Source organism: Citrobacter sp. Cpo103 (genome assembly GCF_030332605.1).
Classification (GTDB): Bacteria; Pseudomonadota; Gammaproteobacteria; order Enterobacterales; family Enterobacteriaceae; genus Citrobacter; species Citrobacter portucalensis.
Genome location: NZ_JAOWHO010000033.1, coordinates 1 through 14,502 on the forward strand (window position 1 = coordinate 1; position 14,502 = coordinate 14,502).

Consider the following 14,502-nt stretch of genomic DNA (forward strand, 5'->3'; position numbering starts at 1 on the left):
GGGCTTTTTTGCGTCTGTGCGGGATGAAAACCGCCGGATGCGGCGTGCCGCCTTATCCGGCCTGCAGGGGCTGGGCTGAACGTATTTTGTAGGCCTGATAAGCGCAGCGCATCAGGCAACACGTCTGCACACTGCCGGATGCGGCGTATCGCCTTATCCGGCCTACAAAAGCTAGTCCTGCTACCCTCGTACGAGGTTGAGTAACGGGTACGGTCGTCCGAGATCGTCCACCTCTGTACGTCCCGTCACGCTAAATCCCATCTTCTTATAGAATCCAACCGCCTGCTCATTCTGCTCGTTAACATTGGTTGTTAGCGTTGAACTCATTGATAAAGCATGTTCAATCAGCAGTTTACCAACGCCACTACCACGCACATCCGGATCGACAAACAAAGCATCTATATGCTGGTCGGTCAGGAGCATAAAGGCGACGGGCTCATCCTGTTCTGTCACTGCAACCCACAGAGGGGCTTCTGGTAAAAATGAACGTACCAGCTCCTCCAGCTCAATCCGATAATCCGCAGAGAGGAAATGGTGCGTGGCATCTACTGAGCGACACCAAATAGAAACTAACTTATCTCCTTCGTCCTGACGCGAACGACGAATGGTAAGGTTCATAGCATTCTCCTTTTTTTCTTTACTGCACTATTCTACAGCAAGGAGCCGTGAAACTTTCTCAACTTGAGGATGCAGGCTCGACATTCGCATGATTCCTGGGTATCTTCAGCTATCTGGATGTCTAAACGTTTAAACGTATGTTGTGAGGTTATCAGGTTATGCCAATTCGCGTGCAGGACGAGCTACCCGCCGTCAATTTTTTGCGTGAGGAAAACGTCTTCGTGATGACGACATCCCGCGCTTCCGGTCAGGAAATTCGTCCACTGAAGGTGCTCATCCTCAACCTGATGCCCAAGAAGATTGAAACGGAAAACCAGTTCCTGCGCTTACTGTCTAACTCACCGCTGCAGGTTGATGTTCAGCTATTGCGCATCGATGCCCGCGAGTCACGCAACACCCCAACGGAGCATCTGAATAACTTCTACTGTAATTTCGAGGATATCTGCGATCAGAACTTTGACGGGTTGATCGTGACCGGCGCGCCGTTGGGCCTGGTTGAATTTAATGATGTGGCTTACTGGCCGCAGATTAAGCAAGTGCTTGAATGGGCCAAAGATCACGTTACCTCGACGCTATTTGTCTGTTGGGCGGTGCAGGCCGCGTTGAATATCCTGTACGGAATTCCCAAGCAAACCCGCACGGACAAACTCTCAGGCGTCTATGAGCACCATATTCTGCACCCTCATGCGCTTCTGACGCGTGGATTCGATGATGCGTTCCTGGCCCCGCATTCCCGCTATGCTGATTTCCCTGCAGCGCTTATTCGCGACTACACCGATCTCGAGATCTTTGCTGAAACCGAAGAGGGAGATGCCTACCTGTTTGCCAGCAAAGACAAACGTATCGCCTTCGTGACGGGTCATCCTGAGTATGACGACCATACACTCGGCAGCGAATATTTTCGTGACGTCGAAGCGGGCTTATCGCCGGAAGTACCCTATAACTATTTCCCGAAAGATGACCCGCAAAACAAACCGCGGGCAACCTGGCGTAGCCACGGTAATTTGTTGTTTACCAACTGGCTCAACTATTACGTCTACCAGATCACGCCATATGATCTGCGTCACATGAATCCAACGCTGGATTAATCTTCTGTAGCAGACGATCCTTAAGCGTTTCAGCATATTGAATCAGGCACCCTCGGGTGCCTTTTTTATTTCCGAAACGCACCTCATCGTGTAATTAAATTTTATTTATATTGTTATCAATAGGTTAATTGATAATTAAATTAAAAATGGAAATTGTTTTTGATTTTGAAATTTAAATGAGTAGTCTTAGTTGTGCTGAACGAAAAGCGCACAACGATCCTTCGTTCGCATTGGGGATGTGTTTGGATCAATGACGAGGAACTACGCAATGAATCAACAGGCAACGACAACCGATGAACTGGTCTTTACCAGGCCGCGTGGCGAACAGGAACAGCAAATTCTGACCGCTGAAGCTGTGGAGTTTCTGACTGAACTGGTGACAAGATTTACGCCAAAACGGAATAAACTTCTGGCTGCACGTATCCAGCAGCAGCAGGATATTGATGACGGTAAGTTGCCTGATTTTATTTCGGAAACAGCTTCCATTCGTGAAGGTAACTGGAAAATTCGCGGAATTCCTGATGATTTACTGGATCGCCGCGTAGAGATCACCGGACCCGTTGAGCGCAAGATGGTCATCAACGCGCTGAACGCGAACGTCAAAGTCTTTATGGCTGACTTCGAAGATTCACTGGCTCCTGAGTGGAGCAAAGTTATCGACGGGCAGATCAACCTGCGCGATGCGGTCAATGGCACCATTAGCTACACCAACGAAGCGGGTAAAATTTATCAACTCAAGCCTAATCCGGCTCTGTTGGTATGTCGCGTTCGTGGTCTGCATCTGCCGGAAAAACACGTCACCTGGCGTGGCGAATCTATCCCGGGCAGCCTGTTCGACTTTGCCCTCTATTTCTTCCACAACTACAAAACGTTGCTGGCGAAAGGCAGCGGCCCTTATTTCTATCTGCCAAAAACGCAGGCCTGGCAAGAAGCGGCATGGTGGAGCGAAGTGTTCAGCTATGCAGAGGACCGCTTTAACCTGCCGCGCGGCACCATTAAAGCGACCCTGCTGATTGAAACGCTGCCTGCCGTCTTCCAGATGGACGAAATTCTGCACGCCCTGCGTGACCACATTGTGGGTCTGAACTGCGGTCGTTGGGACTACATTTTTAGCTATATCAAAACACTGAAGAACCACCCGGATCGCGTGCTGCCGGACCGTCAGGTGGTGACGATGGATAAACCATTCCTCAGCGCCTATTCGCGTCTGCTGATTAAAACCTGTCATAAACGTGGCGCATTCGCGATGGGCGGCATGGCAGCGTTCATTCCCAGCAAAGATGCGGAACGTAACAACCAGGTTTTGACCAAGGTAAAAGCGGACAAAGCACTGGAAGCGAATAACGGTCATGACGGCACATGGATTGCCCATCCGGGACTGGCCGATACCGCTATGGCGGTGTTCAACGACGTACTCGGTGAAAACAAAAATCAGCTGTTCGTGACCCGTGAAGAAGATGCCCCGATTACCGCAGAGCAACTGCTGGCACCTTGTGAAGGTGAGCGTACTGAAGAAGGCATGCGCGCCAATATCCGTGTCGCGGTGCAGTACATCGAAGCGTGGATCTCCGGTAACGGCTGCGTACCGATTTACGGTCTGATGGAAGACGCGGCCACCGCCGAAATCTCCCGTACCTCCATCTGGCAGTGGATCCACCACGAGAAGACGCTCAGCAACGGCAAGCCGGTTACCAAACCGCTGTTCCGTCAGATGCTGGCCGAAGAGATGCTGGTGATTCAGGACGAGCTGGGCGAACACCGCTACAGCAGCGGGCGTTTTGACGATGCCGCGCGCCTGATGGAGCAAATCACTACCTCTGATGAACTGATCGATTTCTTGACCCTGCCAGGCTACCGCCTGCTGGCGTAATTCACCACATAACAATATGGAGCATCTGCACATGAAAACCCGTACTCAACAAATCGAAGAATTACAGAAAGAATGGACTCAACCGCGCTGGGAAGGCATCACCCGTCCATATAGCGCGGAGGAAGTGGTGAAATTACGTGGCTCGGTCAACCCGGAATGCACGCTGGCGCAGCTTGGCGCGGCGAAAATGTGGCGTCTGCTGCACGGCGAATCGAAGAAAGGTTATATCAACAGCCTCGGCGCGCTGACCGGCGGTCAGGCGCTGCAGCAGGCGAAAGCCGGTATTGAAGCGGTCTACCTTTCAGGCTGGCAGGTGGCGGCAGATGCCAACCTGGCATCCAGCATGTACCCGGACCAATCGCTGTATCCGGCGAACTCCGTCCCGGCGGTGGTGGATCGGATCAACAACACATTCCGTCGTGCCGATCAGATCCAATGGTCAACCGGTATTGAGCCGAACGATCCTCGCTATGTCGATTACTTCCTGCCGATCGTTGCCGATGCGGAAGCAGGGTTTGGCGGCGTACTGAACGCGTTTGAACTGATGAAATCGATGATTGAGGCTGGTGCAGCGGCCGTTCACTTCGAAGATCAGCTCGCATCGGTGAAAAAATGTGGTCACATGGGCGGCAAAGTGCTGGTTCCGACTCAGGAAGCTATCCAGAAACTGGTGGCCGCCCGTCTGGCAGCCGACGTCATGGGTGTGCCGACGCTGGTGATTGCACGTACCGATGCTGACGCAGCCGATCTGATTACGTCTGATTGCGACCCATACGACAGCGAGTTCATCACTGGCGAACGTACCAACGAAGGGTTCTACCGTACGCATGCGGGTATTGAGCAGGCGATCAGTCGTGGCCTGGCCTACGCACCGTATGCGGATCTGGTGTGGTGTGAAACCTCCACGCCGGACCTTGAGCTGGCGAAGCGATTTGCCGATGCGATCCATGCGAAATACCCTGGCAAACTGCTGGCTTACAACTGTTCGCCGTCGTTTAACTGGCAGAAAAACCTGGATGACAAAACCATCGCCAGCTTCCAGCAGCAGCTGTCGGATATGGGTTACAAATACCAGTTCATTACCCTGGCGGGTATCCACAGCATGTGGTTCAACATGTTCGACCTCGCGCACTCCTATGCGCAGGGTGAAGGCATGCGCCACTATGTTGAGAAGGTTCAGCAGCCAGAATTTGCGGCAGCTAAAGACGGTTACACCTTCGTCTCCCATCAGCAGGAAGTGGGCACAGGTTACTTCGATAAAGTCACCACCATCATTCAGGGCGGAGCTTCCTCGGTGACCGCGCTGACCGGCTCGACCGAAGAATCGCAGTTTTGATTAATGCCCGGTGGCGCTGCGCTTACCGGGCCTACGAAGGGATGTAGGCCGGATAAGCGAACGCGCCATCCGGCATGACGTTGTGCCGGATGGGAGACATTGATGACGCGTGGCCTGGAATTACTGATTGCTCAGACTATCTTGCAAGGTTTCGACGCCCAGTACGGGCGTTTTCTGGAAGTCACCTCCGGCGCGCAGCAGCGTTTTGAACATGCTGACTGGCATGCGGTTCAACAGGCGATGAAAAGCCGTATTCACCTTTACGATCATCACGTGGGTCTGGTGGTGGAGCAGTTGCGCTGCATTACTGACGGCAAAAGTACCGACGCGGATTTTTTACTTCGCGTGAAAGAGCATTACACCCGGCTACTGCCGGATTACCCGCGCTTCGAGATTGCGGAGAGTTTCTTTAACTCCGTTTACTGTCGGTTATTTGACCACCGCTCGCTGACTCCCGAGCGGCTGTTTATTTTCAGTTCTCAGCCAGAGCGCCGTTTTCGCACGATCCCACGTCCGCTGGCGAAAGACTTTTTTCCGGATACCGGCTGGGAGTGGCTGCTGACGCGCGTCCTTAGCGATCTGCCCCTGCGTCTGCCGTGGCAGAACAAACATCGTGATATCCACTACATCATCGAACACCTGACCGAAACCCTGGGAGCGGATGTGTTGTCGGGCTGCCATTTACAGGTGGCAAACGAACTGTTTTATCGCAACAAGGCCGCCTGGCTGGTCGGTAAGTTGATTACTCATTCGGGAACGCTACCATTTTTACTGCCAATCCACCGGACTGATGAAGGCGAATTGTTTGTCGATACCTGTCTGACCACGACGGCGGAGGCGAGCATTGTGTTTGGCTTCGCCCGCTCCTATTTTATGGTTTACGCTCCTTTGCCCGCGGCGCTGGTGGAGTGGCTGCGCGAGATCCTGCCCGGTAAAACCACCGCCGAACTGTACATGGCGATTGGCTGTCAGAAACACGCGAAGACCGAAAGTTACCGCGAATATCTGCTCTATCTTGCCCATTGCGATGAGCAATTTATTGAAGCGCCTGGGATCCGCGGCATGGTGATGTTGGTGTTTACGCTGCCGGGTTTTGACCGGGTGTTTAAAATCATCAAAGACAAATTTGCCCCGCAAAAAGAGATGTCTGCCGCCCACGTCCGCGCCTGCTATCAACTGGTTAAAGAACACGATCGTGTTGGGCGGATGGCTGACACCCAGGAATTCGAGAATTTTGTGCTGGAGAAACGGCAAATCGATCCGGCGCTGATGGCGCTGTTATTGCAGGAAGCCCCGGAAAAAATTACCGATCTCGGCGATCAGATTGTCATTCGCCATCTGTATATTGAACGACGGATGGTGCCGCTGAATATCTGGCTGGAGCAGGTCGAAGGTCAGCAACTGCGCGATGCCATTGAAGAGTATGGCAACGCCATTCGTCAGCTGGCCGCCGCCAATATTTTCCCCGGCGATATGCTATTTAAGAACTTCGGCGTGACCCGTCACGGGCGTGTGGTGTTCTACGATTACGATGAAATCTGCTACATGACTGAGGTGAATTTCCGCCATATCCCGCCGCCACGCTACCCGGAAGATGAGATGAGCGCTGAGCCGTGGTACAGCGTATCGCCGGGAGATGTCTTCCCGGAAGAATTTCGTCACTGGCTATGTGCCGACCCGCGTATAGGGCCGCTATTTGAAGAGATGCACGCTGACCTGTTCAGCGCTGACTACTGGCGCGGCCTACAGACGCGCATCAAAAACGGTCACGTGGAAGATGTTTACGCCTACCGGCGTCGGCAGCGGTTCAGCGTGCGTTATGAAACCGACCGTAGGCCGGATAAGGCACTTGCGCCGCCATCCGGCAATGTGCGCCGTGCCTGATGCGCTACGCTTATCAGGCCTACAAATCTGCCCTAACCTTAGATAGCAGGCCGGGTAAGGCGTAGCTGCCACCCGGCAACCCATCTTAGCGAAATCCGCCGTACGCCAGCGTTACTTCTTTCGCCGCTTTGATCGCCATGGCGCCAAACTCGGTCACGCGATCGTCGGTAATACGCGAAATGGGTCCGGAAATGGAAATCGCAGCGAACGGCTCGCGGTGCTCGTCATAAATGCACGACGCCACGCAGCGCAGACCCAGCGCATGTTCCTCATCATCAAAGGAATAGCCGCGCTTGCGCGTCTGGGCCAAATCCTCTTTCAGATGCACTGGCGACACCAGCGTGGCGTGTGTATAAGCATGCAGGCCTTTGCGGTGCAGCAGGCCAGTCACTTGTTCTTCGCTCAGTTGGGATAAAAACGCCTTACCCGCACCGGAGGCGTGCATCGGCAGCTTGCCGCCGATAGGCGCGGACATGCGCATCAGTTGGTTGCACTGCACCTGGTCGATAATAATGGCCTGATGATCGCTTTGATCCAGCACGGCCAGGTTTACCGTCTCACCGGAATCTTCCATCAGCTTGCGCAGGATCGGATGCACAATCGCCAGCAGATTACGGCTTTGCAAAAAGCTGCTGCCGACGATGAACGCATGCGCACCTACGGCCCAGTGGCCTAATTCACCCACCTGACGGACAAAACCCTGCTGCTGCATGGTGGTCAGCAAACGGTGAGTCGTGGAGTTTGGCAGGCCAGCCTGCTGCGCCAGCTCGGTCAGCGCCACGCTGCCGTTCGATTCCGCAATCCACTCCAGCAGCTTCAGGCCGCGGGTCAGAGACTGAACCTGCCCGGTTGCAGGTGCAGTAGCGGCGGCGGGTTTTCTACCGCGTTTCGCGGGGACAGTGGCTACCATGGCAGACTCCTTTTCTGTATCGTGGAAATCATTTTCGTTTTATTCAATTATAATGCAAGAATTCCTGTACTGATCGGATGAGTGAAGCTGAACATGTCTCATGTTGGCCGTTGTTCTCTTTTCCGCCTCTCAGGTTTGTGCCAGTATGGCCTGTTGAGTTTTTTTCGGTCTGGTTGAGCGTTGTCGGGAGCGAGTGTGAGCAGCAAAGTAGAACAATTACGTCAGCAGTTAAATGAACGTATTCTGGTGCTGGACGGCGGTATGGGCACCATGATCCAGGGATATCGTCTGAGCGAAGAGGATTTCCGCGGCGAACGCTTTGCCGACTGGCCGTGCGATCTGAAAGGTAACAACGACCTGTTGGTGCTCAGCAAACCGGAGGTGATTGCCGCCATCCATAACGCCTACTTTGAGGCGGGCGCGGATATCATCGAAACCAACACCTTTAACTCGACGACTATCGCCATGGCGGATTACCAGATGGAATCCCTGTCGGCGGAAATCAACTTTGCGGCAGCCAAACTGGCGCGTGCGGCGGCTGACGAATGGACGGCGCGCACGCCGGAAAAACCGCGCTACGTCGCGGGCGTGCTCGGCCCAACGAACCGTACGGCGTCTATCTCGCCTGATGTTAACGACCCGGCTTACCGCAACATTACCTTTGATCAGTTGGTGGACGCCTACCGTGAATCCACCAAAGCGCTGGTGGAAGGCGGCAGTGACCTGATCCTGATTGAAACCGTCTTCGATACTCTGAACGCCAAAGCCGCTATTTTCGCGGTTAAAACTGAATTCGAAGCGCTGGGCGTTGAGCTGCCGATTATGCTCTCCGGCACCATCACCGACGCTTCCGGCCGTACGCTTTCCGGCCAGACTACCGAAGCATTCTACAACTCCCTGCGCCACGCCGATGCGCTGACCTTCGGTCTGAACTGCGCGTTAGGTCCGGACGAGCTGCGCCAGTACGTGCAGGAACTGTCACGCATTGCCGAATGCTATGTGACTGCGCACCCGAACGCCGGTCTGCCGAACGCCTTTGGTGAATACGATCTCGACGCCGATACCATGGCGACCCAGATTCGCGAGTGGGCTGAGGCCGGTTTCCTGAATATCGTCGGCGGCTGCTGCGGCACCACGCCGGAACATATCGCCGCCATGAGCCGCGCGGTGGATGGCTTACCGCCGCGCCGCTTGCCGGAAATCCCGGTTGCCTGCCGCCTTTCCGGCCTTGAGCCGCTGAACATCGGCGACGACAGCCTGTTTGTGAACGTCGGCGAGCGTACCAACGTCACCGGTTCGGCGAAGTTTAAACGCCTGATCAAAGAAGAGAAATACAGCGAAGCGCTGGACGTCGCCCGTCAGCAGGTGGAAAGCGGCGCGCAGATCATCGATATCAACATGGATGAGGGGATGCTCGATGCCGAAGCGGCAATGGTGCGTTTCCTCAACCTGATCGCCGGTGAGCCGGATATCGCCCGCGTGCCGATTATGATCGACTCCTCGAAATGGGACGTCATCGAGAAAGGCCTGAAGTGCATTCAGGGTAAAGGCATCGTTAACTCCATCTCGATGAAAGAGGGGGTTGAGACCTTTATCCATCATGCGAAGCTGCTGCGTCGCTACGGTGCCGCGGTGGTGGTGATGGCCTTTGACGAGCAAGGGCAGGCCGACACCCGCGCACGTAAAATCGAAATCTGCCGTCGGGCGTACAAAATTCTTACCGAAGAGGTGGGCTTCCCGCCGGAAGACATCATCTTCGACCCGAACATCTTTGCTGTCGCGACCGGTATTGATGAGCACAACAACTACGCGCAGGACTTTATCGGCGCGTGTGAAGACATCAAACGCGAACTGCCGCACGCGCTGATCTCCGGCGGCGTTTCTAACGTTTCATTCTCGTTCCGTGGCAACGATCCGGTACGTGAAGCCATTCACGCGGTATTCCTCTACTACGCCATTCGCAACGGCATGGACATGGGGATCGTCAACGCCGGACAGCTGGCAATTTATGACGACCTGCCCGCCGAGCTGCGCGATGCGGTTGAAGATGTGATCCTCAACCGTCGTGACGATGGCACCGAACGACTGCTGGAGCTGGCAGAGAAATATCGCGGCAGCAAAACTGACGACACGGCGAATGCCCAGATGGCGGAATGGCGGACCTGGGACGTGAAAAAACGCCTCGAATACTCGCTGGTGAAAGGCATTACCGAGTTTATTGAGCTGGATACTGAGGAAGCGCGCCAGCAGGCAGCGCGTCCGATCGAAGTTATTGAAGGACCGCTGATGGACGGCATGAACGTCGTTGGCGATCTGTTCGGCGAAGGCAAAATGTTCCTGCCGCAGGTGGTGAAGTCCGCCCGCGTGATGAAGCAGGCGGTGGCGTACCTCGAACCGTACATTGAGGCCAGCAAAGAGAAAGGCTCCAGCAACGGTAAAATGGTCATCGCGACCGTGAAGGGCGATGTGCACGATATCGGCAAAAACATTGTTGGCGTGGTGCTGCAATGTAACAACTACGAAATCGTCGATCTTGGCGTGATGGTGCCAGCGGAGAAAATCCTCAGAACGGCGCGTGAAGTGAATGCCGACTTGATAGGCCTTTCCGGGCTGATTACCCCGTCGCTGGACGAAATGGTCAACGTGGCGAAAGAAATGGAGCGTCAGGGATTCACTATTCCGCTGCTGATTGGCGGTGCGACCACCTCAAAAGCGCACACGGCGGTGAAAATTGAGCAGAACTACAGCGGCTCGACGGTGTACGTGCAGAACGCCTCGCGTACCGTTGGCGTGGTGGCTGCGCTGCTCTCTGACACCCAGCGCGATGACTTTGTCGCCCGTACGCGTAAAGAGTACGAAACCGTGCGTATCCAGCATGCGCGTAAGAAACCGCGTACCCCGCCAGTAACGTTACAGGCTGCCCGCGACAACGATCTGGCCTTCGACTGGGAAAACTATACCCCGCCGGTGGCGCACCGTCTGGGCGTGCAGGAAGTGGAAGCCAGCATCGAAACTCTGCGCAATTACATCGACTGGACGCCGTTCTTTATGACCTGGTCGCTGGCCGGGAAATATCCGCGCATTCTTGAAGATGAGGTGGTAGGAGAAGAGGCGAAGCGCCTGTTCAAAGACGCTAACGACATGCTGGATAAACTCAGCACCGAGAAGACCCTGAATCCGCGCGGCGTAGTGGGGTTATTCCCGGCAAACCGCGTGGGTGACGACATCGAGATCTACCGTGACGAGACGCGTACGCACGTCATCAACGTGAGTCATCATCTGCGCCAGCAGACGGAAAAAGTCGGTTTCGCCAACTACTGCCTGTCTGACTTTGTTGCGCCGAAACTGAGCGGCAAAGCGGATTACATCGGTGCTTTCGCGGTGACCGGTGGTCTGGAGGAAGATGCGCTGGCGGATGCCTTCGAAGCCCAGCATGACGACTACAACAAGATCATGGTGAAAGCGATCGCTGACCGTCTGGCGGAAGCGTTCGCAGAATATCTGCATGAGCGCGTGCGTAAAGTCTACTGGGGCTATGCGGCGAATGAGAATCTCAGTAACGAGGAGCTAATCCGCGAAAACTACCAGGGGATTCGCCCGGCACCGGGTTATCCGGCGTGTCCGGAACACACCGAAAAAGCCACCATCTGGGAGCTGCTGGATGTGGAAGCGCACACCGGGATGAAACTCACCGAATCTTTCGCCATGTGGCCAGGCGCGTCGGTCTCCGGCTGGTATTTCAGTCATCCGGACAGCAAGTACTACGCCGTGGCGCAAATCCAGCGCGATCAGGTTGAAGATTATGCCTTCCGTAAAGGCATGAGCGTGGCAGAAGTGGAGCGCTGGTTAGCGCCGAACCTCGGCTATGACGCCGACTGATTCACAAAACTGTCATCTTTCTTTACAACAAACAGGGCGCTCAATGAGTGCCCTGTCTCTTTATTACGTTTAAACCCTTATACTGAAAGGGGGCCGTTGCCGGATGGCGGCGTAAACGCCTTATCCGGCCTACATAGGGATGATTTGTAGGCCTGATAAGCGCAGCGCCATCAGGCAAATGAGCCTCAAAAAACCATAAAAATAAGGAGAACCTGATTCCGTGTTAACTCTGTTACACCTGCTTTCTGCCGTTGCGATGCTGGTTTGGGGTACGCATATTGTGCGTACCGGCGTGATGCGCGTCTTTGGCGCCCGCTTGCGTACCGTGCTCAGCCGTAGCGTTGAAAAGAAGCCGCTCGCCTTTTGTGCAGGTATCGGCGTAACGGCGCTGGTGCAAAGTAGCAACGCCACCACCATGCTGGTGACCTCGTTTGTTGCACAAGATCTCGTGGCGCTCACCCCTGCGCTGGTCATAGTGCTCGGCGCCGACGTGGGGACCGCGCTGATGGCGCGTATCCTGACCTTCGATCTCTCCTGGCTGTCGCCACTGCTGATTTTTATCGGCGTGATCTTCTTTCTCGGTCGTAAGCAGTCCCGCGTGGGGCAACTGGGGCGGGTTGGTATTGGACTGGGGTTGATTTTGCTGGCGCTGGAGCTGATTGTGCAGGCGGTAACGCCGATCACCCAGGCTAATGGTGTACAGGTTATTTTTGCCTCGCTCACCGGCGATATTATGCTCGATGCGCTGATTGGCGCCATGTTTGCGATTATCAGTTACTCCAGCCTGGCGGCGGTGCTGCTGACGGCCACGCTGACCGCGGCAGGTATTATCTCGTTCCCGGTGGCGTTGTGTCTGGTGATTGGTGCCAACCTCGGGTCCGGCCTGCTGGCGATGTTGAATAACAGCGCCGCTAACGCCGCAGCACGTCGTGTGGCGCTCGGTAGCCTGCTGTTTAAGCTGGTGGGGAGCCTGATTATCCTGCCGTTTGTTCATCCGCTGGCCAATCTGATGGATGAACTGCCGCTGCCGAAATCTGAACTGGTTATCTACTTCCACGTCTTCTACAACCTGGTGCGCTGCGTGGCGATGGTGCCGTTCGCCGAACCGATGGCGCGTTTTTGTAAGCGCATCATCCGCGATGAGCCGGAGCTGGATGCACATCTTAAACCCAAACATCTGGACGTCAGCGCGCTGGATACGCCGACGCTCGCTCTGGCCAATGCCGCCCGTGAAGCCCTGCGTATCGGCGACGCGATGGAGCAGATGATGGACGGGCTGAAGAAGGTGATGCATGGCGAGCCGCGTGAAGAAAAAGAGCTGCGCAGGATGGCGGACGACATTAACGTGCTGTACACGGCAATTAAGCTCTATCTGGCGCGGATGCCAAAGGATGAGCTGGCGGAAGAGGAATCGCGCCGTTGGGCGGAGATTATCGAAATGTCGCTCAACCTTGAGCAGGCTTCCGATATTGTCGAACGTATGGGCAGCGAGATAGCCGATAAGTCGCTGGCCGCCCGCCGGGCATTCTCTGTCGAAGGGCTGAAAGAACTGGATGCGCTCTACGATCAGTTGCTCAGCAATCTGCAGCTGGCGATGTCGGTGTTCTTCTCAGGAGATGTGACCAGTGCCCGTCGTCTGCGCCGCAGCAAGCACCGCTTCCGTATTCTCAATCGTCGTTATTCGCATGCGCACGTTGACCGTCTGCATCAGCAGAACGTGCAGAGCATCGAGACCAGCTCGTTGCACCTGGCGCTGTTGGGCGATATGCAGCGTCTGAACTCGCTGTTTTGCTCCGTGGCTTACAGCGTGCTGGAACAGCCGGATGAAGACGATGGGCGGGATGATTTTTGAGTGAGGTGAAGCGGTAGGCCGGATAAGGCATTTATGCCGCCATCCGGCAATGTTGTCGTTTACTTTGTAGGCCGGATAAGGCGAAGCCGCATCCGGCATCAGACAATAAATCAACTAAAAGCAGTGGCCTGCTTCAACGGCAGCCGCCTCTTCACCCGCTTTGAAGATATACGTGGTGTTCGGGCCGCCAAGCACGGATTGACCGTTACTCACTTTGATCCAGTTACCTTCCGGCAAGCCAATCACCGTCAGCTCTGGTGCCACAACCAGCAGCTCGCGGATACGCTGTTCACGCGTTTCGCCTTTGTGGCCTTCCGGCAGCGCGTTGGTGAAGTGTGGGTTAATTTGCAGCGGGAACAGACCGAGCGCATCAAAGCCTTTTGGATCAACAATCGGCATGTCGTTGGTGGTGCGGATGGTCTGGCAGGCGAGGTTGGAACCTGCGCTCCAGCCAATGTACAGCGCACCGCGTTTGACGACATCCACAATCGGCACCAGCAGTCCGCGTTCGCGGCTTTCTTTCAGTAACTGGAAGGTATTACCCCCGCCGACAATCACCAGCTCTGCGTTTTCAATAGCGGCAATCGGGTCGGCAACGGTATGAATACCCGTAACTTTGACGCCCATTGGCGCAAAGATGGCTGCCGTTTTCGCCGTGTACTCATCCCAGGTTTGCGTCACGCCAGCGAACGGAATAAACACCGCCGTACGGCGACCATTCAGTTGTTCAGCAATCAGCGGCAGCGCATGTTCCATCCAGCCTTTGCCCGGCAGCGTCGAGTTACTCAATAAAAGCAGTTCCATCATTTCTCCATGTAATCAGAAAATTACAAACCGCGCTAATGCTACCACTATCAGGCTAACGCCTTACTGATATGGCTCACGATGTTGGAAGGGGGAGATAGAAGCTGAGGCTATTTTTTAAGTGTCAATTCAATGCCGAGTACCTTCATCATCAACCAGCGCAGTCGCGGGATCGTACTGAGTCAGTTTATTCATGGCGGAAGACCTCCTGATAATCCAGTGAACGTGCGAGCATTCTTCAACAGGTTTAACATCACCAGC

At 54.9% G+C, this 14,502-nt stretch carries 9 protein-coding genes; 6 read left to right on the forward strand and 3 right to left on the reverse strand.

The features are described 5' to 3' along the window. Positions 1-180: 180 nt before the first annotated feature. Positions 181-618 (reverse strand): acetyltransferase, encoded by a 438-nt coding sequence (locus tag OGX89_RS14925; protein ID WP_003826501.1) that lies wholly within the window; start codon positions 616-618, stop codon positions 181-183. A gap of 158 nt (positions 619-776) precedes the next feature. Between OGX89_RS14925 and metA the strand changes: the two genes are divergently transcribed. From metA to aceK, 4 genes are all read left to right on the forward strand, one after another. Next, positions 777-1,706, forward strand: a complete 930-nt coding sequence (gene metA, locus OGX89_RS14930; protein ID WP_003826503.1) for a homoserine O-acetyltransferase MetA — start codon at positions 777-779, stop codon at positions 1,704-1,706. Between the two features lie 268 nt (positions 1,707-1,974). After that, the gene (gene aceB, locus OGX89_RS14935; protein WP_032942053.1) at positions 1,975-3,576 is read left to right on the forward strand and encodes a malate synthase A; all 1,602 of its coding nucleotides are present in this window, start codon (positions 1,975-1,977) and stop codon (positions 3,574-3,576) included. 31 nt (positions 3,577-3,607) lie between these two features. After that, positions 3,608-4,912, forward strand: coding sequence for an isocitrate lyase (aceA, locus tag OGX89_RS14940; RefSeq protein WP_126957401.1), 1,305 nt, complete (start codon positions 3,608-3,610; stop codon positions 4,910-4,912). Between the two features lie 102 nt (positions 4,913-5,014). Beyond that, on the forward strand, positions 5,015-6,796 hold the full coding sequence (gene aceK, locus OGX89_RS14945; protein WP_063941205.1) for a bifunctional isocitrate dehydrogenase kinase/phosphatase: 1,782 nt from the start codon (positions 5,015-5,017) through the stop codon (positions 6,794-6,796). Positions 6,797-6,881: 85 nt separating this feature from the next. Here the strand turns inward: aceK and iclR are convergent, their stop codons facing one another. Beyond that, a complete protein-coding gene (gene iclR, locus OGX89_RS14950; RefSeq protein WP_126957399.1) occupies positions 6,882-7,706 on the reverse strand; it encodes a glyoxylate bypass operon transcriptional repressor IclR in 825 nt (274 codons plus the stop codon). A gap of 195 nt (positions 7,707-7,901) precedes the next feature. Here iclR and metH point away from each other — a divergent pair, with 195 nt between their 5' ends. Beyond that, complete coding sequence (gene metH / locus OGX89_RS14955) at positions 7,902-11,585, forward strand: methionine synthase (RefSeq protein WP_286560717.1); 3,684 nt, start codon at positions 7,902-7,904, stop codon at positions 11,583-11,585. Between the two features lie 220 nt (positions 11,586-11,805). Further along, on the forward strand, positions 11,806-13,437 hold the full coding sequence (locus OGX89_RS14960; protein WP_003826514.1) for a Na/Pi cotransporter family protein: 1,632 nt from the start codon (positions 11,806-11,808) through the stop codon (positions 13,435-13,437). A gap of 114 nt (positions 13,438-13,551) precedes the next feature. On the opposite strand, the gene pepE is transcribed toward OGX89_RS14960, so the two are convergent. Next, a complete protein-coding gene (gene pepE, locus OGX89_RS14965) occupies positions 13,552-14,241 on the reverse strand; it encodes a dipeptidase PepE (RefSeq protein ID WP_126957409.1) in 690 nt (229 codons plus the stop codon). Positions 14,242-14,502: the final 261 nt, after the last annotated feature.

Bases quoted from the DNA above. Each gene is read 5' to 3' on its own strand.
- OGX89_RS14925 (WP_003826501.1), bottom strand. From the start codon at position 618: ATGAACCTTACCATTCGTCGTTCGCGTCAGGACGAAGGAGATAAGTTA.
- metA (WP_003826503.1), top strand. From the start codon at position 777: ATGCCAATTCGCGTGCAGGACGAGCTACCCGCCGTCAATTTTTTGCGT.
- aceB (WP_032942053.1), top strand. From the start codon at position 1,975: ATGAATCAACAGGCAACGACAACCGATGAACTGGTCTTTACCAGGCCG.
- aceA (WP_126957401.1), top strand. From the start codon at position 3,608: ATGAAAACCCGTACTCAACAAATCGAAGAATTACAGAAAGAATGGACT.
- aceK (WP_063941205.1), top strand. From the start codon at position 5,015: ATGACGCGTGGCCTGGAATTACTGATTGCTCAGACTATCTTGCAAGGT.
- iclR (WP_126957399.1), bottom strand. From the start codon at position 7,706: ATGGTAGCCACTGTCCCCGCGAAACGCGGTAGAAAACCCGCCGCCGCT.
- pepE (WP_126957409.1), bottom strand. From the start codon at position 14,241: ATGGAACTGCTTTTATTGAGTAACTCGACGCTGCCGGGCAAAGGCTGG.